Annotated in this window: 23 protein-coding genes, 1 tRNA gene and 1 pseudogene; 14 read left to right on the top strand and 11 right to left on the bottom strand. The window is 55.0% G+C overall.

The window, feature by feature from the left end; all coding sequences use genetic code 11:
* Positions 1 to 9: 9 nt before the first annotated feature.
* The 6 genes from urtE to AADJ11_RS05530 all read right to left on the bottom strand — a co-directional run bounded on the left by urtE (position 10) and on the right by AADJ11_RS05530 (position 7,179).
* Positions 10 to 705 (bottom strand): urea ABC transporter ATP-binding subunit UrtE, encoded by a 696-nt coding sequence (gene urtE / locus AADJ11_RS05555; protein ID WP_341233532.1) that lies wholly within the window; start codon positions 703 to 705, stop codon positions 10 to 12.
* Positions 698 to 1,450 (bottom strand): urea ABC transporter ATP-binding protein UrtD, encoded by a 753-nt coding sequence (urtD, locus tag AADJ11_RS05550; RefSeq protein ID WP_341233531.1) that lies wholly within the window; start codon positions 1,448 to 1,450, stop codon positions 698 to 700. Before urtD ends, urtE begins: the two co-directional genes overlap by 8 nt.
* Positions 1,447 to 2,613: an urea ABC transporter permease subunit UrtC gene (urtC, locus tag AADJ11_RS05545; RefSeq protein ID WP_341233530.1), complete on the bottom strand. Its 1,167-nt coding sequence runs from the start codon at positions 2,611 to 2,613 to the stop codon at positions 1,447 to 1,449. Before urtC ends, urtD begins: the two co-directional genes overlap by 4 nt.
* A 3-nt stretch (positions 2,614 to 2,616) precedes the next feature.
* Positions 2,617 to 4,551 (bottom strand): urea ABC transporter permease subunit UrtB, encoded by a 1,935-nt coding sequence (urtB, locus tag AADJ11_RS05540; RefSeq protein ID WP_341233529.1) that lies wholly within the window; start codon positions 4,549 to 4,551, stop codon positions 2,617 to 2,619.
* Positions 4,552 to 4,613: 62 nt separating this feature from the next.
* Positions 4,614 to 5,900, bottom strand: coding sequence for an urea ABC transporter substrate-binding protein (urtA, locus tag AADJ11_RS05535; protein WP_341233528.1), 1,287 nt, complete (start codon positions 5,898 to 5,900; stop codon positions 4,614 to 4,616).
* Positions 5,901 to 6,372: 472 nt separating this feature from the next.
* Entirely contained in the window at positions 6,373 to 7,179 is an 807-nt protein-coding gene (locus tag AADJ11_RS05530; RefSeq protein WP_341233672.1) for a crotonase/enoyl-CoA hydratase family protein, read from the bottom strand.
* Between the two features lie 451 nt (positions 7,180 to 7,630).
* Between AADJ11_RS05530 and AADJ11_RS05525 the strand changes: the two genes are divergently transcribed.
* Together AADJ11_RS05525 and AADJ11_RS05520 are read left to right on the top strand one after the other, a co-directional pair.
* Positions 7,631 to 7,705: transfer RNA gene (locus AADJ11_RS05525), tRNA-Phe, on the top strand.
* A gap of 100 nt (positions 7,706 to 7,805) precedes the next feature.
* Positions 7,806 to 8,492, top strand: coding sequence for a phage integrase SAM-like domain-containing protein (locus AADJ11_RS05520; protein ID WP_341233527.1), 687 nt, complete (start codon positions 7,806 to 7,808; stop codon positions 8,490 to 8,492).
* Here the strand turns inward: AADJ11_RS05520 and AADJ11_RS05515 are convergent.
* Positions 8,489 to 9,633, bottom strand: a protein-coding gene (locus AADJ11_RS05515; RefSeq protein WP_341233526.1) for an IS3 family transposase whose coding sequence is annotated in 2 segments (ribosomal slippage) — positions 8,489 to 9,393 and positions 9,393 to 9,633 — 1,146 coding nt in all. Because the reading frame shifts where the segments join, the coding sequence is not laid out codon by codon here. The two genes, AADJ11_RS05520 and AADJ11_RS05515, sit on opposite strands and share 4 nt — an antisense overlap.
* Positions 9,634 to 9,987: 354 nt before the next feature.
* Here AADJ11_RS05515 and AADJ11_RS05510 point away from each other — a divergent pair.
* From AADJ11_RS05510 to AADJ11_RS05485, 6 genes are all read left to right on the top strand, one after another.
* Positions 9,988 to 10,263: a hypothetical protein gene (locus AADJ11_RS05510; RefSeq protein ID WP_341233525.1), complete on the top strand. Its 276-nt coding sequence runs from the start codon at positions 9,988 to 9,990 to the stop codon at positions 10,261 to 10,263.
* Between the two features lie 529 nt (positions 10,264 to 10,792).
* Positions 10,793 to 11,401, top strand: coding sequence for an exopolysaccharide biosynthesis protein (locus AADJ11_RS05505; protein ID WP_341233524.1), 609 nt, complete (start codon positions 10,793 to 10,795; stop codon positions 11,399 to 11,401).
* A gap of 23 nt (positions 11,402 to 11,424) precedes the next feature.
* Positions 11,425 to 11,793 carry a hypothetical protein gene (locus AADJ11_RS05500; protein ID WP_341233523.1) on the top strand — a complete coding sequence of 123 codons (369 nt, stop codon included), beginning with the start codon at positions 11,425 to 11,427 and terminating at the stop codon, positions 11,791 to 11,793.
* A gap of 101 nt (positions 11,794 to 11,894) precedes the next feature.
* The gene (locus AADJ11_RS05495; RefSeq protein WP_341233522.1) at positions 11,895 to 12,251 is read left to right on the top strand and encodes a hypothetical protein; all 357 of its coding nucleotides are present in this window, start codon (positions 11,895 to 11,897) and stop codon (positions 12,249 to 12,251) included.
* A 62-nt stretch (positions 12,252 to 12,313) separates the two neighbouring features.
* A complete protein-coding gene (locus AADJ11_RS05490) occupies positions 12,314 to 12,763 on the top strand; it encodes a cation transporting ATPase C-terminal domain-containing protein (protein WP_341233682.1) in 450 nt (149 codons plus the stop codon).
* Entirely contained in the window at positions 12,657 to 13,025 is a 369-nt protein-coding gene (locus tag AADJ11_RS05485) for a cation transporting ATPase C-terminal domain-containing protein (protein ID WP_341233521.1), read from the top strand. Before AADJ11_RS05490 ends, AADJ11_RS05485 begins: the two co-directional genes overlap by 107 nt.
* Here the strand turns inward: AADJ11_RS05485 and AADJ11_RS05480 are convergent.
* Positions 13,013 to 14,017 (bottom strand): hypothetical protein, encoded by a 1,005-nt coding sequence (locus AADJ11_RS05480; protein WP_341233520.1) that lies wholly within the window; start codon positions 14,015 to 14,017, stop codon positions 13,013 to 13,015. The genes AADJ11_RS05485 and AADJ11_RS05480 overlap by 13 nt on opposite strands.
* Positions 14,018 to 14,348: 331 nt before the next feature.
* On the opposite strand from AADJ11_RS05480, the pseudogene AADJ11_RS05475 reads away from it, so the two are divergent.
* Positions 14,349 to 14,985, top strand: a pseudogene (locus tag AADJ11_RS05475) (integrase core domain-containing protein).
* 141 nt (positions 14,986 to 15,126) lie between these two features.
* On the opposite strand, the gene AADJ11_RS05470 reads toward AADJ11_RS05475, so the two are convergent.
* Together AADJ11_RS05470 and AADJ11_RS05465 are read right to left on the bottom strand one after the other, a co-directional pair.
* A complete protein-coding gene (locus AADJ11_RS05470; protein ID WP_341233519.1) occupies positions 15,127 to 15,558 on the bottom strand; it encodes a DUF2267 domain-containing protein in 432 nt (143 codons plus the stop codon).
* Between the two features lie 20 nt (positions 15,559 to 15,578).
* Entirely contained in the window at positions 15,579 to 16,760 is a 1,182-nt protein-coding gene (locus AADJ11_RS05465; RefSeq protein ID WP_341233518.1) for a hypothetical protein, read from the bottom strand.
* 144 nt (positions 16,761 to 16,904) lie between these two features.
* On the opposite strand from AADJ11_RS05465, the gene AADJ11_RS05460 reads away from it, so the two are divergent.
* Positions 16,905 to 17,744: a universal stress protein gene (locus AADJ11_RS05460; RefSeq protein WP_341233517.1), complete on the top strand. Its 840-nt coding sequence runs from the start codon at positions 16,905 to 16,907 to the stop codon at positions 17,742 to 17,744.
* A gap of 123 nt (positions 17,745 to 17,867) precedes the next feature.
* On the opposite strand, the gene trxC is transcribed toward AADJ11_RS05460, so the two are convergent.
* Positions 17,868 to 18,302 (bottom strand): thioredoxin TrxC, encoded by a 435-nt coding sequence (gene trxC / locus AADJ11_RS05455; protein ID WP_341233516.1) that lies wholly within the window; start codon positions 18,300 to 18,302, stop codon positions 17,868 to 17,870.
* A gap of 324 nt (positions 18,303 to 18,626) precedes the next feature.
* Between trxC and AADJ11_RS05450 the strand changes: the two genes are divergently transcribed.
* The 4 genes from AADJ11_RS05450 to AADJ11_RS05435 all read left to right on the top strand — a co-directional run bounded on the left by AADJ11_RS05450 (position 18,627) and on the right by AADJ11_RS05435 (position 24,077).
* Positions 18,627 to 21,089, top strand: a complete 2,463-nt coding sequence (locus tag AADJ11_RS05450) for an ATP-binding protein (protein ID WP_341233515.1) — start codon at positions 18,627 to 18,629, stop codon at positions 21,087 to 21,089.
* Complete coding sequence (locus tag AADJ11_RS05445; protein ID WP_341233514.1) at positions 21,086 to 21,868, top strand: hypothetical protein; 783 nt, start codon at positions 21,086 to 21,088, stop codon at positions 21,866 to 21,868. Before AADJ11_RS05450 ends, AADJ11_RS05445 begins: the two co-directional genes overlap by 4 nt.
* Positions 21,858 to 23,108 carry an amino acid permease gene (locus tag AADJ11_RS05440; RefSeq protein WP_341233513.1) on the top strand — a complete coding sequence of 417 codons (1,251 nt, stop codon included), beginning with the start codon at positions 21,858 to 21,860 and terminating at the stop codon, positions 23,106 to 23,108. The genes AADJ11_RS05445 and AADJ11_RS05440 overlap by 11 nt, the downstream gene beginning before the upstream one ends.
* Before the next feature lie 102 nt (positions 23,109 to 23,210).
* Positions 23,211 to 24,077 (top strand): helix-hairpin-helix domain-containing protein, encoded by an 867-nt coding sequence (locus tag AADJ11_RS05435; RefSeq protein ID WP_341233512.1) that lies wholly within the window; start codon positions 23,211 to 23,213, stop codon positions 24,075 to 24,077.
* The last annotated feature ends 10 nt before the right edge of the window (positions 24,078 to 24,087 follow it).

The following is a 24,087-nucleotide window of genomic DNA, read 5'->3' as shown; positions in this document are numbered from 1 at the left end:
CAGCGTATCTCACAGCGCGAGGTCAGCGATCAAATCAGCCTTTGTGTAATCGGCCTTGAGCTTGCGCGGGCTGTTCCGCCCGCCCTCGACTACAATAAAACTATCGCCCAGCGCATAGGCGAAATCCGCGTTTTGTTCGACCAGCAGGATCGCCATTTCGCCCTTGCTGCGTAGCAACCGCAAGGCGTCGCCGATTTGTTCAATCACGTTGGGCTGGATGCCTTCGGTCGGTTCATCCAGCAAAAGTACACGGGGCTTTGTGATCAGCGCGCGTGCAATGGCCAGTTGTTGCTGCTGACCGCCAGATAAATCACCGCCACGGCGCGATTGCATCTCGCGCAGGACGGGGAACAGATCAAACACCTCATCTGGAATGAAATGTTCGGATTTCGGCAAACACGCAAATCCGGTCTCAAGGTTTTCGTGCACGGTCATCATCGGGAACACTTCGCGCCCCTGCGGCACATAGGCGATGCCCGCTTGGGCCGCCTGAAACGCCGTGTTCAGGCGCACGGGTTTACCGTCGATTTTGATCGTCCCGCCGGACGCGGCATGCCGCCCTGCAATCGCCTTGAGGGTGCTGGTTTTACCCACACCATTGTTGCCCACCATCGTGGTGATCTGGCCCTGCGGTGCAGTGAATGACACCTCGTAGAGGATGCGGCTTTGGCCATAGTGCAGGTCAAGATTTTTGACTTCAAGCATGCCCACGTCCCAAATAAACTTCGATCACAGTCGGGTTGGATGTGACGTGGTCAAGACTGCCTTCGGCCAGCACCGACCCCTCGTGCAGCACCGTTACCTTGCAGTTCAGGCGGCGTACGAATTCCATGTCATGTTCAACCACAACAACCGCGCGGGTTTGTGCGGCGCGTTTCAGAATGTCGGTGGTTTTCTCGCGTTCCTCGACCGTCATGCCAGCGGCGGGTTCATCCACCAGCAACAACCGCGGTTCCTGCGCCAGCAACATGCCGATTTCCAACCATTGTTTTTGCCCGTGGCTCAGCTCCCCCGCGATGCGCGTCAAGCTGTCGGACAGGCCGATTTCTTCGGCAATCGCTTCGATCCGCGCGCCGTTCGCTGGGGTTTTGCGGTGCAGCAACACCGCCAAGGGCCCGCGCGGATTTTTCAGCGCCATGGCAAGGTTCTGCCGCACGGTTTGCGCTTCGAAAACTGTGGGTTTTTGAAATTTTCGGCCGATACCTGCGTTGGCGATGTCAGCTTCAGACACCCCTAACAGCGAAATGTTGCGTTCGCCCCAGATCACCACCCCTTCGTCCGGTTTGGTCTTGCCGGTGATGATGTCCATAAAGGTGGTTTTACCCGCACCATTCGGCCCGATGATGGCGCGCAATTCCGGCTCGGCAATCTGGATCGATAGGCTGTTGATCGCCTTGAACCCGTCAAAGGAAACCGACACCCCGGACACTTCTAGCAAGGTGTTGTTCATGACGGTTTCCTTACCAGATAGTCGAACAGGCCCCCGATGCCCTTGGGAAAGAACAGCGTGACGCAGACAAATGACACGCCCAGCAACACCAGCCACCAATCGGTCCACAGGATCGTATAGAACCCCAGATCAATGGCAGGTGCCCCGCCGCCGGTGAACCAGCTGGACAGCAGCGAAACGAACGCCGCGCCAATGACCGCACCGTAAAGCCGCCCGCGCCCGCCAATGGCGACCCAGACCGCCAGATAGATAGATGCGATGGGGGCAAGCTCGGCCGGGTTGATGATGCCCGCCTGCGGATAATACAGCGCCCCCGCGATGCCTGATATCACAGCCGTCAGCGTAAAGATGAACAGCTTGTAGCCCTCTACACGGTAGCCCAAGAAACGCACGCGCGCCTCGTTGTCGCGGATGCCTTGGACGACGCTGCCCATCTTGCCCGAGACAACCCACGCAAACAAAAGATAGCCAAGCGCCAAGGCCAATGCCGAGCCAAGGAAGAACGCAAGGCTGATATCGGCTTGGGATGATCCCTCGAACCCCGGTATGTTCTGCAAGCCGGACAGGCCGTTATTGCCGCGCAGACCGCTGTCGTTTTGGAACAGCCATAGGGACAGCGCGAGGGTCATCGCTTGGGTCAGGATGGAAAGGTAAACGCCCGTCACGCGGCTGCGGAATGCCAGCCAGCCGAACACCAGCGCCAGCAGGCCGGGCACAAGGACAACCATCAACAGCTGCAAGAACAGATTGTCAGCAACAGCCCAGAGCCACGGAAAGTCAGAGCTGCCCACCACGCCGAATATCTGGTTACCGATGGCATCCGAAATCTCTTGGGCCGTCGACGGGATCGCCTGATCAGCAAGACTGGCCAAAACGATGCCCTCGGTACGGGCATACATCAGCCACATGCCGATGGCATAGCCGCCGATGCCAAAGAACGCGAAATGGCCCAGCGACAGGATACCGCAATAGCCCCAGACCACATCCATCGCGATGGCGATCAGGCACAGGCACAACGTCTTGCCCAAAGTCTTGACCATCGAGGTCGAGATCAGCCCGGTGCCAAAAGCCTCGGATCCGACGGTAACGGCAAGGGTGAACAGCCCCAGCAGGGCGATGAACCAAAGAACAGACGGGTTTTGTGAGATGAATGTTTTATGCATGGATCAATCCGCCGCCGCCCGGCCTTTTTGGGCGACGATACCCTTGGGCCGGAATTGAATGAACAGGATGATGAACAGCACCATATAGGTTTGCGCTGCCAGCGTGTTGGAAGGGTTGAACCATTCGATCCCCTTTTGAAGGAAACCGATCAGCGACGCGCCCGCAAGCGTGCCCCAGACATTGCCAACCCCGCCGACGACCACGGTCATGAAGGATTGCACGATGTAATCGGCCCCCATTTCGGATGTCACTTTAGCGTAGAGACCAATCGCCACACCGGCAATGCCCGCAATGCCGGACCCAAGGCCAAAGGTCATCATGTTGATGCGGTCGGGGTTAATGCCCATGCTGGCGGCCATGCCGGGGTTTTGCGTTACGGCACGGACCTCAAGCCCCAGACGGGTGCGTTTGAGAACGAACAGGATCAATGCCAGAAACATTAAGGCCATCACGAAGATAGCGATGCGGATATAGCTGATCTGGATCACGTCCGACACGACCCATGCGCCGTCCAGCCACCCCGGAGAGGTAAGCGGGCGGGCTTGGGTGCCAAAGATATTCTTGGCCAGTTGTTGCAGCGCGACCGAGATACCGAACGTCGCCAGCAGCGTTTCAAGCGGGCGGTGGTATAGATGGCGGATCACCAAGCGTTCCATCGCCACGCCTGCAGCGAATGTCACGGCAAAGGCAAGCGGCAGCGCGACAATGATCGACAGGGTATAATCCGGCACGAATTGCTGCACGACATAGCCGGTATAGGCCCCCATCATGATGAATTCGCCATGGGCCATGTTGATCACGCCCATCACGCCAAAGGTGATGGCAAGGCCAATCGCCGCCAGAAAATAGATGGATGCCAGCGACAGCGCATCCAGCGTCAGGTCAACGGCCTGCGCGGCACCAACGCGGGTTTCGATGCTATCCAGCGCGGCACGAGCGGCATCCGTGATCGCGGGGTCATTTTCCTCATACACTTCGTAAAAGGAATGGTCAGCGACCGCGCTGATTTGCTCGTCCAGCGTTACCAGTTGCAGCACGATCCCTTGGCCGGCCAGCACTGCATAGGCGGCCTCGCGCATGGGTTGGGTGTCAAGCTGCGCAGTGGGAATGCCGCCGACACGACCGCCCTCAATATTGGCCGCCAATGCATCGCGAATGGCCGCTGGTGAAACTCTGGGCGGTACCAGTTTTGCAGCAACCAGCTGGTCATAGGCATCGTCTTGGCTGAGGTCGCTACCAACTTTGAGAACCCGGGCAACATTACCTGTTGGGGCGTCGGCCGACACCGCCTGCTTGACCGACAAAAGCTGGTTCAACACCGCCCGTGCCTCGATCGAGGTGTCGCTGGACAATGAATTGATGGCTGCAATCTTATCGGCAGTATCAGGCGCGAAACTGGCGGATAGAAAATTAGCCAACTGGATTTTGCGCGCTTTCAGCGTCGCATCGGTTTCGGGATCAATCGATTTCAACAACGGTTCAAGCTGGCTGGCATTCGGCCTGCGGGCGATTGATTCAATTGCCGATTGGCGGCGCGACAGATCCGGGTCGGTCAATTGGAACTGCACCAAGGCGGTACCGATCAAGCGGCGCACCCCGCCGTTTGGTTTTATCTGTAAAAAGCCCGCTTTGGGCGCGATGGTTTCGGCACCCGTATCAATATCGCGCAGGGTCAGATCACCGCCGTCTTCAATGGCAAAAAAGAACATGCCATCGGCGTCGCGCTGCCAGACCGTTTTGTCCTGCCAATGTTCAAGGAAATCCCCAACATGCGGGGCACCCGACGCGACGATATCGTCCAAGACTGCCGACACGCTGCCGCGCGAGGGCTTGGCAATTTCATCAGCATGGGTTTGCAGAACGGGCTGCAGGTCTTGAGCAAGGGACATTCCCGCAAACCCGAGCCAAACAATGATCGTCAAAAATTGGCGCAGCATGGGATACCTTTAAGCAATAAGACAGACGGGCGCAGGTTAACCCCCGCGCCCGTCATTGGCTTTTAGTAGTTGGATGTCAGCTGAACGCAGGTCTTCGTTTCAGTGTTGTACATCCCGCAGCCCAGCTCTTTCCAATCAGAAGTCAGAACAGCGCTTTCGGGCAGGAAATCTGTCCATGCGTCGCCGGGAACCGGTTCGGTTTGGCTGATGATGTCAAACTGTCCGTCTGCTGTGATTTCACCGATCAGGACCGGTTTGGTCAGGTGGTGGTTTGGCAACATTTCAGCGATGCCACCGGTCAGGTTCGGGAAGGTTTGACCGTACATCGCGGTACGTACCGCATCTACATCCGTGGTGCCGGCCTGTTCGACCGCATTCACCCACATGTTAAAACCGATGTAATGCGCTTCCATCGGGTCATTGGTCACACGGTCTGTGCTGCCGATAAAGTCCTGCCATGTTTTGATGAACTCAGCGTTGGCAGGTGTGTCTGCGGACATGAAATAGTTCCACGCGGCCAGGTGACCGACAAGGTTCGTGGTATCCAGACCGGACAGTTCTTCCTCGCCGACCGAGAATGCGACGACAGGAATGTCATCCGCAGATACATCCGCAGCGGCCAGTTCTTTGTAGAAACCGATGTTCGCGTCGCCGTTGATGGTCGAGACGACACCGACCTGTTTGCCATCTTCGCCAAGTGCGACGACATCGCCCACAATCGTCGCCCAGTCAGAGTGACCAAATGGCGTGTAGTTCACAAAGATATCTTCCTCGGCGATGCCCTTGGACATGAGGTAGGACTTCAGGATGTTGTTGGTCGTGCGCGGGTACACATAGTCAGTGCCCAGCAACGCGAATTTCTCGACGCCAAGCTCTTCGAGGTAATAATCAACCGCCGGGATCGCCTGCTGGTTAGGTGCGGCACCGGTGTAGAAGACGTTCTTGGAGGATTCTTCGCCCTCGTATTGCACGGGGTAGAACATCAGACCGTTCAATTCTTCCAGCACGGGCAACACAGATTTACGCGACACGGAGGTCCATGATCCAAAAATCACATCAACTTCGTTCACGGTCAAAAGCTCGCGGCCTTTTTCAGCAAACAGCGGCCAGTCGGATGCCGGATCGACAACGACCGCTTCGAGATCACAGCCCAGAACACCACCTTTTTTGTTTTGCGCATCCACCAGCATCAGCATGGTGTCTTTCAATGTCGTCTCGGAAATTGCCATTGTACCGGACAGCGAATGCAAAACGCCGATCTTGATCGGTGCGGTACAGGCGAGGCCCATTGACGTGGTGCCCAGCAGGGCCGTCATTGCGCAAGCAGCTAGTTTCGTTGAGTATTTCATATCATATCCCCTGTTATTTGCTACGCGCTTGGGTGCGGAAAACACACTTTCGCAAGAGCCCTGAACAATATATCTAGGGGCCGCAGCAATATTGTTGTGGTCGTCGCACGGGGGGAAGTATCTGCCAGGATAGCCCTCTGTGCGTCGATGCAGCCGTTTCGGCATGACGATAAGATGGGTCTGTAATCTGCTAAGTTGCCAGTCAGAATGCGGTGCTGTTCGCCCCAGCCCGACCAAGCCGCCCATTATTTTGGCACACACAAATGTGATCGCCTCATTTTTCGCCACTCGGTGAAGCGTTTTGCCGTATCTAAGCCGCCTGCCCCGGCAAAAGGCATTCACATCTGGGCGCGATGCATTTTTACGCAGGTTATATGGGGACAGAATCGCAAAATGCCGCGCGCTTAGGCATTAAGCGCGCGGCATTTTAATAATCGGTGTAGTGACCAGGCAAGCCACCTAGCCGATGCCCCTAGTCATTGCGTCTGACACGCGCCGCAGTTTTATCGGCAAAGGCCGCAAGCCGCGCACGGGCGTCAGGCTGGGTATTTACGACGCCTGCAACCACAGCCTCGGCATAGGCGGCATCCATCGCCGACATATTCTGCATGTGACTAACAGCCGAACAGATCGCAAAATTGGAAAGCGGCAAGTTTTGCGCCGCTTTGCGTGCCAGCTCAACCGCTGCGTCATAGCTGGACCCTTCGACGATATATTGCGCAAGCCCGACATCCATCGCCTCGGCCCCTTGATAGACACGGCCCGTCAGCATCATGTCGATCATCCGCGACTTGCCGACCAGATCGGTCACCCGGATCGTCGCCCCGCCCCCGGTGAACAGCCCGCGCTGCCCCTCTGGTAAGGCGAAATAGGTCGTTTCGTTCATCACCCGGACATGCGCCGAACTGGCCAGTTCCAGCCCCCCGCCCACAACTGCGCCTTGCAATGCGGCAATGATCGGCACGCCGCCATATTCCATCTTATTGAACGCCTCGTGCCAGCGCAGACAAACATGCATAAAATCAGCCGGGCTGCGGTCTTCGTTATGGTGTTCGATCAGATCAAGGCCGGCACAAAAGTGATCCCCCGCCCCCGCCAGAACCACGGCCCGTACACCCGCGCGCGGCGCAACAGAAAAGAAATCAACCAGTTCCTCGATCGTCGCGATATCCAGCGCATTGCGCTTCTCTGCCCGGTTCAATGTGACGCCCCACACGCCATCCCCGTGGTCTTCAACATCCAGATTGGTGAAACGGGCGATATCGATAGAGAGTGACATGTTGTATTCCTTAGCAATTGTCGCGGCGGTCGAAACACCACCGTATTTTTCGCCACAGTATTCAGCAAAATCGACAAAGCCCAGAACATATCTGGCCGTCATATTCGAGCGCTGCACGGCAGGTCGCGCCCTCGTATTTTTACCTGTCCGGATACTGTTGCGGCTTATGCCCCAGTCCCATCCTGTGTTGATATCAAAGCCACCCGCACCGCCCCTTTCGACCCGCGCGCTCGAGGTGGATCGCGCGGGACCCCTAAATGTTTCCCCCTTCATGGAAAAACTGCTCTGGGTGCTCTTGACACTATCCGTCGTATGTAAGATTAGCTGCGACTGAGTTAAATGACGTTTGATGGTCACACCCCGACCACAACATGCAGCGGCACAACGCTATCTAGATAGCCTAATGTCACTTCATTAAGTTTAACTTAGAAGCCTTTGGTTTCATTGGCGTGCCCGGGTAGCTCAGGGGTAGAGCAGTGGATTGAAAATCCTCGTGTCGGTGGTTCGATTCCGCCCCTGGGCACCACTAAACCGCTGAATTTACTGGTTTAATTTTGATCGTTTAACATCAGCGATAGGCTGCGGAATAGTTATACACAGTTATACACTCTTCCTATGGGCTTGATTTGACCAAGAAATCTAAAAACCGAGTAATCAAGAAAAAGCTTCTGCGTAAGGGATTGGCAATACTGCTGACGGGCCAAAGTCCTTACTGGCTTATTCGATTGCGGGACCCTGTAGCTCAGAAATATGTAAGTCGCTCGTCCAGAGAAACGTCTCGTGTGGAAGCCAGAGATGCTGCCTATGAGTTTGCTGATAGCTTCCATAGCAAAGCCAACAGCGACCACGCTGTAAGGAAGGCAACGAGCTTTGAACACTATGCCAAGCAATTGATGGTGATGCAGAAGGGGCAATCGAATGGCGACAGCAAGCTGCTTAATCGGCCAAAAGACGGTCTGATCTACTATTTCGGTAAACACGACATCTCCAAGATCACCACGGGGATGGTTCGGGATTATTTATTTCACTTGGACGAAAATCGGCCAAAGCTGTTGGCAGGGTCGACCAAGGCGAAACACACAATTATCATCCGCAAGGTCCTGACCCTGGCTGTTGAGGACGGCATCCTGAATATATTGCCGGTAATGCCCAAACAGAAGACAGTGGATACCCCGAGGCACACTTTCACGGACAGAGAGTACAAGCTGTTCATGACCACTGCATTGGCATGCTCCAAGCGCGGAGACAAAGTTCGTGGCGTTAGAATCACTGGTCATCATGTCAGGATGTTTGAGGTGCCCCTAGTTTCCTAGACACCCGCCTTTTCCAGTTTGAGCTGTCTTTCTTCGAAGTCAACCGGCGACAGCATGCCGTTGTTGGTGTGCTTGCGTTTGGGATTGTAGAACAGCTCAATGTATTCAAACACATCGCGTCTTGCTTGTTCCCGTGTGCGATATTTTTGACGTCTGATCTTTTCGCGTTTGAGCAATTGAAAGAAGCTTTCTGCAACTGCGTTGTCATGGCAATTGCCGCGGCGTCTCATTGAATGTCCCAAACCATGCTCACGAAGGAACGCTGCCCATTCGCGGCTGGTGTATTGCGCCCCTTGATCGGAGTGGATCAACAAGCCCGGATCAGGCTTGCGCCGCCAGACCGCCATAAGCAAAGCTTGCACGGCGAGTTCAGAAGTTTGCCTTGAGTGGACGGCCCAACCGACGACACGTCTTGAGAACAGGTCGATGACCACGCAGAGATACGCGAACCCTTCGTGTGTTCGCAGATACGTAATGTCCGTCACCCAAACGCGATCCGGCGCATCGACACCAAATTGCCGGTCCAGTGTGTTGTCCACAACGACCGAGGGCTTGCCGCCGTACACTCCAGGCTTCTTCTTGTAGCCGATCTGCGCCTGAATGCCTGCAAGACGAGCCAAACGGGCAACGCGGTTCTCTGACACTGCCTCGCCCATATCGATCAGGTCATCGTAGATCTTGCGATAGCCGTAGACCTTGCCACTGTCGTGCCACGCCTTCTTCAGCAGCTTGGTCTGACGCTGATCCTCAATCGCACGCTGGCTTAACGGTTCTTTAACCCACGCATAGAAGCCGCTTGGATGAACGCTCAGCATTTTGCAAAGAACACGGACAGGATGCTGCTGGCGATGCGCGTCGATGAACGCGTACCTCACTTTGCATCCCTGGCGAAGTACGCGGTGGCCTTTTTTAAGATGTCACGCTCCTCCGTGACGCGCGCCAGTTCCTTCTTGAGACGCCGAACCTCGGCCTCCTGGTCGGTCTGTCTCTGAGGCTTGGAGAATTGTGCCAACCAAGTGTAAAGCGACTTGGTGCTGATCCCAAGCCGTTCAGCCACTTCCTTGACCGCATATCCGCGCTCGGTGACCTGCGCCACCGCGTCGATCTTGAACTCATCTGAGTAACGAATTTGCCCTGACATCTGCGTCTTCCTTTGCTTCCAAAATTACCAAGCAAAGCGTCTACAAATCTAGGGGCACCTCAATGTGGCAGCAGCAGGATTCCGATACCTCGCCCTCGCCCAAAATGATCCCCAAGTTACGGTCATCCCAGGAACAAATCCTAATTGTGCAGCGCAGTAAAGAGGTTAGCCCTCACAGTCGCTAAACATTTGCCGCTGGATCAACTGCTCCGGCGGCATTCTAACGATGTTTCCCCATCCGTTTCAGTCCTATCGTTCATCTCATTTACCATAGGTAATGCTATCACATGAGCCGCCTAATGCCCCGATGGCGCAGTTGCCACCGTCCCCAAATCGGGGCCCAAGAATCTGCGATTGGGATATCCGAAAAATCACATCTGGCCGCTGCAAGGCTTTTATTTCTTCTACCAGATGCGACAACATCTCGGCATTGCCATTGACCTTGTCACCCAAGCGCCAAGTCGAGAGCACTGCGTGGACATGCAATCGAGTTCTTCAGCGTTAAGTTACGCAGCACGCTCTGAAAGCTGGCAAGCGAGTGTCTGCATTGTGAAATCTAATAATTTTCTGATGCGCTGCGGCGACGTCCCGCCTTCGCCCTTGGTGTTGATCGACAAGAACCGTCTTTAGTGTCGCCGACATGAACGGCCCATTCCGGCCTTTCACCGACCGCTCAAGATGCGGCGGTCGCGCGCCCGCATTACGGTCATTCGCTGCGGCTGCGAAATCACCGAAGTCGCGAACTGACAGCCTGCGGACAAAGAGGGCCTTCGCTGCGTTCACACCAAGGGCTGATTTTGTGGAACCGGTCAGTCAACGGTCGTTCTTGGTAGCACAGATCAGAACATATGATTCCAAATATCTGATTTGAAAAGTAGTCATTGCACTCAATCACAAACCATCTGAACATGCGATGCGGCACGCCGCAGTATTACTTGCGGAAAAATAAGCGCCGCAGTGCGTTGACAGCTAGTCAATCTATAAGCGCTTCCATCATTCTGATGGCTACAATCCATGTCAATATTCTGGGAAACGACACTTTACTTTTCAGCAATTGAAGCAAAGGATGGTGCAGATTTCAGAGATGCAATTTGGGGTGCAGGCTATCGTGATCGTCACTTACTGATCCCTAATACTGACCGAACCAGGGGCGGAAGATTTGGAAAATGATCCACCATCGGGCGCGCACGAAACTGGTTTTGCGGCGCTTATCCAGGTGTTGGATGAAAACGGCCAATTAAGCGGCTATGTGACGCTAGGCGAGGCGATCGATCTAGCCAGCGCACGTATGCATGGGATAGCAATCCTTTTGATGGCGCTACCAGAATGCGTTCCCTTGCCAATACCTAGCGTTGGGGCGGTTTTGGGCATACCTCTCATTGCTGTTTCCGCACATTTGGCGATTTTTGGCGAACGAGGCGACTTACCGGCGCGTGCCCGCGAACTCAAAATTCCGCACCGCGTGATCGCAATGATCTCGCGCCATTTGATCCGGCCGCTTCGCTATGTTGAACGTATGAGTCGCAACCGACTGTCAGTGCTGGGGCGGAGTGAAAGGTTGGTCGGCGTCTTTTGCCTGCTGATGTCCCTTCTTTTACTGCTGCCGATTCCTTTGGTGAATGGTCCGCCCGCTGTTGCCCTAGCGTGTCTTTCGTGGGGGCTCATACAGCGCGACGGGCTTTTTATCGGTTTGGGCATCCTTCTGTCGGCAGCCGTCGTATTCCTCATTTTAACCATAGCGGATCTTGCCGTATCGTCCGTCACGTAACCTCAAGAACCAGCGCTGGAGAGTTGCTGCGCTCGAACGATCTGATCTGGAGTCGCGTCATCCGCCCTTACCTGCTGGGCGAACTCGCCCGTCAACTGGGTGCCGCCGCGCTGCTTGTTGCAGCCGCGGTCACAGGGCTGGGCTTGCTGCTGGGGCGTGATCTGACAGAAATGGTGATGACGGCTTTCTTTGTCTGTCGCAATGGTGCCCGAAGGCCTGCCCGCGGTGGTCACGATCACACTTGCACTTGGGGCCGCTGCAATGGTGCGCCGGAACAGGCTATGATCCCGCCGGACATATCGCAGTTGACGGGGCACGTGTGCGCGCAGCGGATGATCCTGTGCTTGCAGCGCTTTTGCAAGTTGCGCTTTATTGCAGCCATGCCCGTCTGAAACGCAAAGGTAATCACTGGCAAATGACTGGTGCCCCAACCGAAGGGGCGCTGATTACCCTTGGATAAAAAGGTTGGTTCGACCTGCCCAATGAACGCGGCTTGCTGTCTGAAATCCCGTTCAGCAGCGCGCGCAAGCGGATGTCGGTGTTGTATCAATCGGAAAACGAGACATCGATATTGACAAAAGGCGCGCCCGAGCAAGTGCTTGAAGTGTGTACTCGGGTCATGACCCAAACCGGTGTGCGACCACTGAAACCCGCAGATCATGACACTATTTCACAAGCCTTTCATCACCTCGCAGAAAATGGGTTGAGGGTAATCGGCCTTGCCCGCCGGGTCGCAGCCACGCAGCAGATGACCGAGGAAGGGCTGACATTTCTAGGTTTGGTCGGCCTGATCGCCCCCCCAAGATCCGAGGTGCGTGATGCAATTTCGCTCGCAAGGGCGGCGGGGTGAACGACGCCCCTGCCCTGAAACAGGCCGACATTGACGTGTCGATGGGGATCAGAGGAACCGATGTGGCCCGTGACGCCTCTGATCTGGTGCTGCCGGACGACAATTTCGCAATCATCGTCCGCGCCATCGGCGAAGGTCGGCACCAGTTCGCCAATGTACAGAAATTCGTCCGCTATCTGTTGTCATCCCATGCCGGCAAAGTCATCGCCTTGGTCGTCAACATTGCCACTGGCGGCCCACTTGTATTCCTTGCCACGCAAATTTTGTGGATGAATCTTGTTACCGACGGCGTGACTGCGGTGGCACTGGGGTTGGAAAAATCGGAACCCGACCAGATGCGTCAAAGACTCCCGTCGCAAAGATACCCCGGTCCTTGGCGTCAGCGACGTCGTGACAATCCTTGTTTTGGAAACCTATACCGGCCTGTCGAGCCTCTGGATATTCTTTCATCTGATGGATCTAGGGGGCGAACTGGCGCGGACTACAGGCTTCACTGGCATCGAGGTTTTTGAAAAAGTTAGCGTTTTTGCCTTCCGTTCTCTGCGTCCGCCTAGCTGGAAAATTGGGTTGTTCAGCAATTCGTTTCTATTGCTGGCGCTGACCGTTACATTTGGTACTCAGGTCCTGGCCATGTACTGGCCGCCCTTGCTAACGCTTTTACACACCGTCCCGATGGGGCGCGACGAATGGGCTTTGATTGCCATATTCGCGCTTCCTATCCTTGTGGTGCCCGAAGTGTTCAAGGCTTTGGGGCTCGGGCTTCAACGCACGTAATAATATGCGACAAGGCTTGCGAGATACGTGATCAGCACAAGGATTGAATCCAGCCCGAACACGCCAATCCGCAGCTTGCGCCGGACAATCAATCCGATCAGGTAAATCGCTGTCACAGTCAGGCCGAACCCCAACGCAAGGCTGACCATACGGGATGTATTTTGCAATATCGGCCCCGAACGAAAAAGGATGTCGGCAGGGAAAACCAGAACCAACATGATCAGATTGCTGCCAAATATGTTCGAGATTGCCAAAGTATAGGCCCCGATACGCACCGCCGCGATACTGGTGCTTAGTTCGGGAAGCGACGTCGCCGCGGCCAGTAGCGTAACCCCGATGAAGCCCGTGCCAAGACCGGATCGATCAGCAATGCGTTCGGCAAACAAGACCAGCAACAGTCCGAAAACCAAAATCGCGATACACGCAGCAATGGCCTGCCAGATCAGGCTTTTGTTTGCTGCCTGCCCCAGACCTGTGGGGGCCGGAAAGGCAAGCGGATCAGGGTCGGGCAGATCAACGGGGACCCAATCACTGGTGTCATCATAGCGGCGCAATAGCCAAATCGCCCCGACATAGACCGCAGCGATGGCCATACTGCCAAAGCCCACGCCTGAAATGACAAATGTCTCGCCCAGATTGGTGATGACCAAGGTCACGGACAACATCAGCACCAGCAATGTGGCCTCTAGCGCGTGGTTTGCCTTGCGCGGATAATTTGTAATCGGCCCGCGTGCCCCGAAATCTGCCATCGCCAAAATCGCCGTCTGAAGCGCAATGCCTCCGAAAAGGTTGTTCAAAACCAGATCACGAGATTGTTGTACCGCAGCGGAAAGCGTCGTCGCGACCTCTGGCAGGGATGTTGCCAGTGACAAAAGCAATAGGCCGACAATAGATTTGGCCAGCTTGAACCGGTCTGACAGGGCATCTGCCAGATAAGCCAGCCGCGCACCCGCAATCCAAACGCAACCCGCGCTTAGTGTGAATAAAATCAAGCTTTGTATCAGGGACGTGACCGGGATTTGCATCACTGCGATCTAGCAAATTATCGCATCTTTGCTTTGACATGGCTCAATCCCAACAAGGTGTGGGGGGCAAGCTTGAAGGCCCTTTTTGAGCGATGCCAATTCGCCGCGACGCTTTCGCGTTAGGTTCAAAGCAAATTAGGAGCCTGCTATGTTCTTGCATGCCGTGAAGCTATTTTCCATCAATGGGTTCGACATCAAGGTCGATCCCAGCTGGCTAATTGAGCTTCCCCTGAAATTCGGACACTGACGTAAGCTACGATTTGTTGTCTGCTGATCTTCAACACGAAGGAGAACAGAAATGTCGAAACGGAAGCAACATCATCCAGAGTTCAAGGCCAAGGTCGCGTGAGGGCTTTGAAAGGCGAAGAGACGGTCAGCGAACTGGCAAGCCGGTTTAGGGTGCATCCCACGATGATCCACCAATGGAAACGGACTTTGCTGGAAGGCGCGTCAGGCGTATTTGAGCGTGGCGGCCGCAAGGCACCAGAAGTCGATGAGGAGCAAGTTAAAGACCTGCACGCCAAGATCGGGGAGTTGGCCGTCACCAATGATTTTTTTTGGCCAGAAAGCTCAAGCACTGGACCGGAAAGTGAGACTTGCCTCAGATCGTGAATACCGATCCGGGTTCCCAGTTTACGTCCTTTGCTTGGACCGATCGGCTGCGGCGGTCAGGTGTGCGCATCTCGATGGAGGGAAAAGGCCGCTTTCTGGAAAACATCTTTGTTGAGCGACTGTGGCGGTCGCAAAAATATGAATGCGTCGACTTACACGCTTGGGAAACCGGAACAGAGGCAAAGGCTGGCGTTAGAAAACTGATTGAGTTCTACAATCACAAACGGCCACATTCCGCTCTTGGTGGGCAACCACCTGCCGTGGTCTATTGGCAAAGAAATGAAGCTCCAAACCCCGATCAGCAGGTGCAAAAAGTAGCTTAATTTTGTCAGAACCTGTCCAATAAATGGGGAGTAGCTCAGTTGGGGCTGTCACTGGGTGATCGCGACTAATATCGCCTCACAGCCATCGCAAAAACAATCAAACGCCACGAGGGTATCACCCTCGTGGCGTTTTCTTTGGCCTTATGGTTGGGGCCACAGGCCGCGGATCTTTTCTGACAGGGTGGCGCGAACATCTTCAACTTCACCAATGCTAAGACGGTTGTTCAACACATCGAAAGCGCATTTGATATCCTCGCGCCCCCGGAATTCGGCTGTTTCGCTCATCTCGGCTGCGATGAAGGCCACGAATTCTTCGGCACTGCGTTCTTTGACCGGGGTTTTCTTTGGCACCCAGCCTTCAAAAAAGAACCCCCGTATCAGCACAGGTAATTGCGCAGAAAACTGTGCTAGTTCGTCAATCACCAGATGATCCCGCAAGTGGTGCAGTGTCACTCGCAAAAGGCGCAGTACGCTGCGTTTTGAAGACCAATCAAGTCGATCTGCCAGTTCATTGATCCATTCGTGAGTCACATGAACGCTGTTGTCGATTACTTCCAAACCTTGGGCCGTCATTTATCTTCTCCTAATTTGGGTCAGTTGCTGAGTGATTTCTGATCGGCATCCAATGCAGCGCCGGAATTGCCGAGCAGTGACTGTAAAACCGGGCGCGCCATTGCACCGATGCCAAGTAAAACCAACGTGAAATTGGCAACCCAGCCGATGAAGGGAATAAAATTCAGCAGGCCAACAAAGAGCAGCGCAGCCGCGAAAACCAGCAAGCGCGTAATATTATTGGGGTCGGTTACACCGCCGAAACCCATCCAAAACCGCATTGCGATGCTATAGGCACCCAACGCATAGCCCAGCGTCCAGACGACGATGATCGCCAGCAGTACGACAGGAACAAAGGGAATGCCCACGATGGTCATGGCAGTGATCGGCACCATGCCAAACAACACCGACAAACCAAGCACGCCCAGAAGAAAGATTTTGCCAGGGGCCTCTGTCACACTGCGGCGCATTTTCGACAAGCGGTTTGGCATAAAGCCCAACATCAAGGCGGCAAGCACCAAGAAGAAAAGGATCGAGATCACGAATGCAAAAATGACGGACATGAATGTGGGGAAAGCGGGCATGTCTTTGCCCATATCCTGCCATTCCTCCCAGACATGGCCGTTTGAAAATTTTTCATATGACACGCGTTCAGCAGCGGCGACCCGTTCGGGAATAGTGATCTTTTCCTTGGTGCTATACGTCAACGTGCCAGAGATGACTGCATCGGGTCCAAACGACAGTGTTTGCGCCAGAATACGTGCATCGCCATTGATCGCAGCATTCAAGATGACGTCACTCCCTATCACGGACAACGCACCCTCAACCGGTCCTTCAATCGTAACCGTGTTGCCCAGAAGGCGGGCGTTCCCTTGTGTCAAGGAGCCGGTCTCGGTTCGTAAGGAAAACCCCGCGGCCGTCAGATCCTGCGCGACGGTGCTGCGGATCACCACGGCACCACCCAAAGCATAAAGATCCTCGAACACATCCGTGCCGACCGAAACATCAAACCCTGCAACATGCAGGTCACCCTGCGAGGCCCCGTTCACCTTGACCGCGCGTGCCGCCATAAAGGTGTCACCCGCTGTATCCACCGCTTGACTAAGCTGTGATCCGGCAAAAAATGTATCCTTACCGTTTCTGATAGAAACTGTATCTGCCAAACAGGCCGTAGAAAGCCCGAGCACAGTAATCGCCGCCAATACGTTTGTGAAAGTGAACATGAAAAAGTTCCTTCAAAAGGTTCTGGTTACCCCATTGGATAATTGAAAACCCGAACACCCGGTTGACTGGGATCAATTCAATCCTTCGAAGCTCCGCTAAAGATTATTCGAGGATAGAATTTTCAAACAAAAAGGAGTGAACGCATGGGACTGAAGACAATATTGGTCTGTCTGACCACCCTGGAGAATACCGAAACACTGTTGAAGGTAGCAGTCCCTTTGGCGCGCAAACACAACGCACATCTGATCGGATTACACACGGTCGAAGCGTTGTTGGTTTATCCAGGCATCGCCATGCATATCCCCGAACCGGCATTTGCCACGTTTAACGCGAGTCAGAAAAAAGTATCCGAAGCGATAAAAAAGGTCTTTGTCAAATACACGACGCCAGAAGATTTCGTGAGCGAGTTCCGGTTGGTCCGGGCCGAATCCTCATCTGCTGGCGAACGGATGATTGAATGCGCCCGTGCGGCTGATCTGGTGATCATGGCGCATGAAGACAAGGAAAACGATCGGTATGACCAGCGGCATGTCCAGACTCAGGTGATCCGCGAAAGCGGTCGCCCCGTTGTGATTGTTCCGTTGAATTACGATGGCCCCGAGATCGGGAAAAACCTCTTGCTGGGCTGGAGCGACACGAGAGAAGCGGCCCGCGCCGCCCATGATTTGCTGGGGCTGGCTGATCCCGGTGCAAACCTGACAGTCTTGCGCGTTGGTAAGGCCCGCCAAGACCCTTTGAAGGACGGGGATGCCATTGATGTCGTCGAAATGTTTGCACGTCATGGTCTGAAATCCACGCTCGAGTATCGTGAACAATCGGGTAGCAGCGTTGCCGATATCCTGAACAAGGCGGCTTTTGAAAATGGGGCAGACCTTATTGTGACGGGTGCTTTTGGCCACTCTCGGACCTATGATTTTGTCATTGGTGCAACCACCTATGCGCTGCTGCGTGATCAAAAAGTGCCGATCATGTTCAGCAAATAGCCGCAGCGAAAAGATTGTCGGGCCATCTTGTTAGATGGTCCGATGCCCTCCGTGTAGCTGGCCGGATCGGCACCAATGCCAGGAGGCTTTGACGCGGGGAACATGCAGTCGTCAAAGATCGTCCTAAAGATGCTGGCGCACAAATCCTTCGATGTCCGCGGCAGGGCGTGCGCCTGACAGTCGTGCGATCTCCTTGCCCTTGGCATACAGGATCAAAAGCGGAATACCCCTGATTTGCAACCGCTGCGAAATTGCCGGAAATTGCTCGGTGTCGATCTTGGCAAAGCGGGTTTTGAACCGTAGCGCCTTTGCCGCTTTTGCAAATTCGGGTGCCATTGTCCTGCACGGCCCGCACCACGGTGCCCAATAATCGATAATCAGGGGCAGATCATCGGTCTGCGTTGCCTTGTCATGTTGCTTGATACCGATCTCAAAGACATCGCCGCTTGCCAGCAACACACCACATTTCGCGCATTTTGGGCCGGCCTCAAGCTTTGCTTTGGGAAAGCGGTTGGCCTGCCCACAGGACAGGCAGTTCAGTTTCAGTGCGTCTTCCATCTTCGCGCTTCCTTTTCATCATCTAGCAGAGTGCCCAAGCCATGCGGGCATTGCTCTCACAATCAACACCAGAGCCCAGACTCGAACCTCCGCGTCCTCCGGCGCATTTTTCCACCTGGATTCACAACATAATTGATACGCATCAATCTGCGACGGTTCCAAAGCTGCGAAAACAAAGGGGCAAGAGCGACAGGAGCACCGACATGATACATTTCCCTCCCATGATCCTGCTCTTACTGCTTCCTTTAGCCTTGGGCGCGCGGTTTCACAAACCGCCCTCTGCGCTGCCCCTTTTTGCCGCGCATCGGCTTAGGGGTATTTGACGTGGCGGCGAAAACACCTAAAAAATCGGCCATCCCAAGTGGCTTGCCCTACGACCGATTGCGCGTGGAGTGCGACCCGAAAACGCTTGGGTTTACTACCACTGCGTCGTTGAAACCCGCGCGTGGGCTTGTTGGCCAAAAACGTGCGATCGACGCCATCAAGCTGTCGGCGGGCATAGACCACAAAGATTTCAATCTATACGTTCTGGGCCTCGAAGGCACAGGGCGGCACACGGCAGTTTCACAATTACTATCCAAAGCGGCAGCCGCGCGCCCGCTCCCTAGCGACTGGGTATATGTCAACAACTTTGGCGCGCCGCACAAACCCCACGCGATGAAGCTGACCCCCGGAACATCGGCAACTTTGAAACTGGCGATGCAACGTCTTGTCGATGATTTGGCCAACGACATTCCTGCATTGTTTGAATCCGAAGAATACCAAACCCAACGCCGCGCGATCGAAGAAGAGCTTGGCCAAAAGCACGAAGAACCCATTGCTGAATTTTCCGAACGTGCACATGCGCAACACGTTGCATTGCTCAGAACCCCGATGGGTTTCATGTTGTCAGCCTTGGTGGATGGCAAACCGATCAAACCAGAGGTCTACGAGGCATTGCCGCCAGACCAGCGCCACGAGGTCGACGCCAAAATCGATGACCTGCAAGAGCAGTTGACAGAAATTCTCAAGCAGGGTCCGCAGCTGGAAAAGGAACATCGGGAGAAAATCGAAGACCTGCATGCCACGATGGCTGAGCAGGCCGTTTCAATGAGAATTGGCGAAGTCGAAGCACAGTTTTCCGAGGCCGAAAACGTTCTTGCCTATCTGAAGACCGTGCGCGTCGATATGATTTCCAACGCAGAGCTGTTTTTGATGTCTGCGACTGACGGCAATGATGGTCCGTTTCCCGATGTGATACGCAAATACCATCAGGACCCGCATTTTGACAGATATGCCGTCAATATCATGGTCTCACACGACGCGGGCCCGCCCACCGCGCCGATTGTGACAGAAGATATGCCTTCGCTTGGACATCTGACCGGACGTATCGAACATATTTCGGAAATGGGCACACTTTCGACCAACTTTACGCTGATCAAACCTGGTGCGCTGCACCGTGCAAACGGCGGATATCTAGTTTTGGATGCCACCCGGATCCTGTCCGAACCCTATGCATGGGATACGTTCAAGCGGTGTCTGCAAAGCCAGTCCATATCCATAACATCGCTTGCAGAACGCATGAGCCTGTCCTCGACAGTGACGCTAGAGCCCGACCCCATTCCACTGGATATCCGGATTATTCTGGTAGGTGACAGGCGGCTTCATATGTTGTTGCAGAAACTGGACCCCGAATTTGGCAAACTATTCAAATTGCAGGCCGATTTCGAAGATGAGCTGCCACGCACCATCAAAAACACCCGTGCGCTGGCGCGGATCGTGGCGGGTTATGCCACCAAGGAAAACCTGAAACCTCTAACCGCCGCTGCCGTCGCCGCCTTGCTTGACCAAGCGGTTCGTCTTGCAGGCGACAATACAAAACTCACCCTTGAACTGGCCAAGCTGACCGACGTCATGCGCGAGGCGGATTATTACGCCGCAGGCCATAAACGTGACCAGATTTCCGAGCATGACATCGAACAGGCCATCCAGGAGTCCATCCGGCGCGGGTCCCGCATCAAGGAACTTATGCAAGAGGCTGTTGCGCGCAAAACCATCATGATTGACACAAAAGGCGAGACGATAGGCCAGATAAACGGGTTGGCTGTTGCGGGTGTCGGCAATGATTATTTCGGACGTCCATCGCGGATTACAGCCCGCGTGCGCATGGGGGCTGGCGAACTGGTCGATATCGAACGCGAGGTCGAACTGGGCGGGCCGATCCATTCAAAGGGCGTGCTTATTCTGGGCAGCTATCTTGCCTCGCATTACGCATTGGATGTCCCGATGTCATTACACGCAAGTTTGGTGTTCGAACAAAGCTATGGCGGCATTGATGGGGACAGCGCATCTTCGGCCGAGCTTTATGCCCTGCTATCGGCATTGTCCCGCACGCCAATTCGCCAAGGCATCGCGGTCACCGGCTCTGTGAACCAGAACGGCGAAGTTCAGGCCATCGGGGGTGTGAACAAAAAGATCGAAGGATTCTTTGATACCTGCATGGCGCAAGGGCTTACGGGCGATCAGGGCGTTCTTATTCCCGCGTCAAACGTTGACCATCTTATGTTGCGCCGGGATGTCGTCGAGGCCGTCAAAGCGGGGGATTTCCGCGTTATTCCGGTTAAAACGATAAACCAGGGCATTGAGGTGCTGACAGGGCTGTCTGCGGGGCGTCGCATCCGCGGCGGACAGTTTCCGGCAAACAGCATCAACGGCAAAGTCGAAGCCCAGCTGCGCGATTATGCCCAAACCCTTCGTAAATTCGGTACACCGATCAGCGAGGGCCCTGACAAAGGCCCTAAGCAATGAACAGCAGCCATCCCCCCGGCCTGCGCATTCTTGTCGGTGCTGGTTCTTTTGCTGATGCCGCAGCGGGTTTCCGAATAATCGAGCAATTGCCAAGCGGTTTTTGTTCGGGGCTTGGGGGGATTTTGGTCGAAGAGGCGGCTTTGCTTGCAACCTCTGAAATCCCTGACCGCCGCGTCATTCTATCGAGCGGCAAAACAACATCAGCGCCCAGCCAGTCGCAACTTCGTATGCTCTGGAAAGCCGATGCGCGGGCCTTTCGGAAACTTCTGGCGCATGTGTCCGGCCCATACGGTACCCAGTGGGTTTTCATGCAAGACAAAGGTGAACTTGTCAGAACAGCGCTACGCGCCGCTGTAGATTGGGATGTACTGGTTCTGGGCTACCGGCAAATTCACAGGGTACCGGGCAAATTTATTCATCTTCAACTGTCCGGCCCCGCTGGCGATCAAGAAGACGCCTCCAGCCGTTTTTCCCACCTGCTGGCCACCGAACCTGTTATATTTTCGATCAACGAAACTCTTGGGGGGCAAACCTCGAAATCCTTCCAGTTCAAGTCGCTTGAGGACGCGCTTGCCGCCCTTGCGCGAACAAATGCACAAGCCGTGTTGGTGGATTTCGGGCGCGGCCCCATTCAGGGGCAGGATGATCTGTTGCGCATTCTTGAAGCCGCCCGATGCCCCGTCATTGTGTTTGACGCGTCGCAGCCACCGTCGTTGCTAGAACATAGCACGCAGATTCCGCCCCAACCCGCAAATGGAGACCCCAAAAATGCAGGCTAAAGGCGCGCCTTTGCAGAACACTCCGCCAGCGGTGCTTCGGCGCGCGATTACGCTACCGCTTTTGATATTTTACGGACTGGGTGTCACGATCGGTGCTGGTATCTATGTCCTTGTCGGCGCGACGGCAGCGCAGGCAGGGATCTATGCGCCCGCATCATTTCTGGTGGCCGCAGTGGTCATGCTCTTTAGCGCAGGCAGTTTCAGCGAACTCTCAGGGCGTTTTCCCCAAAGCGCCGGAGAAGCCGCCTATGTCGAAGCTGCGTTCAAAACGCCATCACTGACCATTCTGACAGGTGCCTTGTTGCTTCTTGCGGGAACGGTTTCGGCGGCGGCCATTACCGTTGGCTGCGCAGGATATATCGCGACGCTCTTACCGCTGCCGCTGTGGATGATCATCGTGCTGTCGGTTGCCATTTCAGGGGTGGTTGCCGCATGGGGGATTCTTGAATCGGTCAGATTTGCCGCAGTTCTGACCTTGGTTGAAGTCTTGGGGCTGGTTATTGTCGTAACCGCCGGCATCTGGCACCAACCAACCATTATCCTCGCATTACCTTCTGTGTTTCCCGATCCGTCAGATACCGCGGCACTGGGTGCAATCGCGCTGACCAGCCTCGTCGCATTCTTTGCCTTCATCGGCTTCGACGGGATGGTAAACATCATTGAAGAAACCGAGAACCCTGCCCGCAATATGCCACTGGGCATCTTCATCACCCTCATGATTTCGACCCTGCTCTACTTTTCGGTTGCCGCAGTTGCTGTCTTGCTCCTCCCTCTTGAAGAGCTCAGCACTTCCACAGCGCCGATCAGCCTCTTGTTTGAAAGGCTCACAGGGGTGTCGCCTTTTGCCATCACCCTTATCGCTATTGCCGCCGCGTTTAACGGCATCGTCATTCAGACCATTCTCAGCTCTCGTATCATTTACGGAATGGCAAAAGTTGGCCGATTGCCCAAGGGTCTGGCACTGTTGAATACCCGCACTCGCACGCCTTTGATTGCAACGGTGCTTGTGACCGCATCCACCCTGATGTTCGCCTTGTTTTTCCCGATCGGCATTCTGGCAGAACGCACCTCCCAGCTGGTGCTTGTGGTGTTCATCCTGATCAACCTGTCGCTGCTGCGGATCAAGTGGCGCGGCGACCCTGCACCGGACGGAATATTCATCGCACCCGTTGTTGTTCCTATTGTCGGTTTGATCACCTGTATCGCCATGCTTGCAGGCCCCTTCATAGCCATCCTTTGAAGCTTTCGGTTGGCATGCTTTGACAAGGATCAAATCAGGGCGGCCTGACGCACCTAAAGTGTCGGGAACATGTTGACAAACCATTCAGATAAGGACGCGCCCATGCCAGAGCTGAAAAACCCTAAGGTCCGGTTGGATGAGAACCTGTTTATCGCGGAAAAGCTGAGCGAGGTCGCAGATCATCTTGAACAGCAAGGTGCAACGCAATTTCGCGTTGCGGCCTATCGGGACGCTGCCAACTATGTTGCGGGCCTGTCCGAACCGATCCGCCTTGTCTATCGCAACAGCGGCAAGCGCGGGCTGGAAGCCTTGCCGACAATCGGCGTGTCCATAGCGGCTGCTATCGCTGAACTTCTGGAAACCGACGCCTTGGGCATTCTGGACCGCCTGCGCGGGTCGGCTGACCCTGAAAAACTGTTTCAGACTGTTCCGATGATTGGCCCGTCTCTGGCACAAGAAATCCATGAAACCCTGCATATCGAAACCCTCGAGGCGCTTGAGGAAGCTGCGATTGACGGCCGGCTTGCACAGGTCAAAGGGATCGGCAAACGTCGCATCGAAAGCATCAGCCATTCGTTGAACGATATGCTGGCGCGGCGCAGGCCATCCCCTTTGCAAAAGGCAATGCCCGGACCGCCCGTCGCCGATATTCTGGCTGTCGATCAGTTGTATCGTGACGGTGCTGACAGCCTGCCTACGGTCAAACCACGTCGTTTTAACGAGACCGGAGAACGCCGCATCCCCATTTTGCATACCGAACGCGGACCTTGGGAGTTTACCGCGCTTTATTCAAACTCGGCGGCGGCAAATAAATACGGCAGAACCCACGACTGGGTGGTGATCTACTATGAAAAGGAAGGGCAGCCTGACGGGCAGTCGACCGTCGTGACACAACATGGCGGGCCCCTTGATGGCCGCCGCATTGTTCGCGGCCAAGAAAGCGCCTGTGCCCGGCATTACGGGCTTTAGGAAAGGACCG

The sequence above is a fragment of the uncultured Sulfitobacter sp. genome (assembly GCF_964021855.1).
Lineage (GTDB): Bacteria > Pseudomonadota > Alphaproteobacteria > Rhodobacterales > Rhodobacteraceae > Sulfitobacter.
Note: the sequence above shows the minus strand (reverse complement) of the source record. Positions and strands in the feature narration are given on the sequence as shown.

Coding starts and splice junctions, on each gene's coding strand:
- urtE (WP_341233532.1), bottom strand. CDS start 705: ATGCTTGAAGTCAAAAATCTTGACCTGCACTATGGCCAAAGCCGCATC.
- urtD (WP_341233531.1), bottom strand. CDS start 1,450: ATGAACAACACCTTGCTAGAAGTGTCCGGGGTGTCGGTTTCCTTTGAC.
- urtC (WP_341233530.1), bottom strand. CDS start 2,613: ATGCATAAAACATTCATCTCACAAAACCCGTCTGTTCTTTGGTTCATC.
- urtB (WP_341233529.1), bottom strand. CDS start 4,551: ATGCTGCGCCAATTTTTGACGATCATTGTTTGGCTCGGGTTTGCGGGA.
- urtA (WP_341233528.1), bottom strand. CDS start 5,900: ATGAAATACTCAACGAAACTAGCTGCTTGCGCAATGACGGCCCTGCTG.
- AADJ11_RS05530 (WP_341233672.1), bottom strand. CDS start 7,179: ATGTCACTCTCTATCGATATCGCCCGTTTCACCAATCTGGATGTTGAA.
- AADJ11_RS05470 (WP_341233519.1), bottom strand. CDS start 15,558: ATGACGGCCCAAGGTTTGGAAGTAATCGACAACAGCGTTCATGTGACT.
- AADJ11_RS05465 (WP_341233518.1), bottom strand. CDS start 16,760: ATGTTCACTTTCACAAACGTATTGGCGGCGATTACTGTGCTCGGGCTT.
- AADJ11_RS05460 (WP_341233517.1), top strand. CDS start 16,905: ATGGGACTGAAGACAATATTGGTCTGTCTGACCACCCTGGAGAATACC.
- trxC (WP_341233516.1), bottom strand. CDS start 18,302: ATGGAAGACGCACTGAAACTGAACTGCCTGTCCTGTGGGCAGGCCAAC.
- AADJ11_RS05445 (WP_341233514.1), top strand. CDS start 21,086: ATGAACAGCAGCCATCCCCCCGGCCTGCGCATTCTTGTCGGTGCTGGT.
- AADJ11_RS05440 (WP_341233513.1), top strand. CDS start 21,858: ATGCAGGCTAAAGGCGCGCCTTTGCAGAACACTCCGCCAGCGGTGCTT.
- AADJ11_RS05435 (WP_341233512.1), top strand. CDS start 23,211: ATGCCAGAGCTGAAAAACCCTAAGGTCCGGTTGGATGAGAACCTGTTT.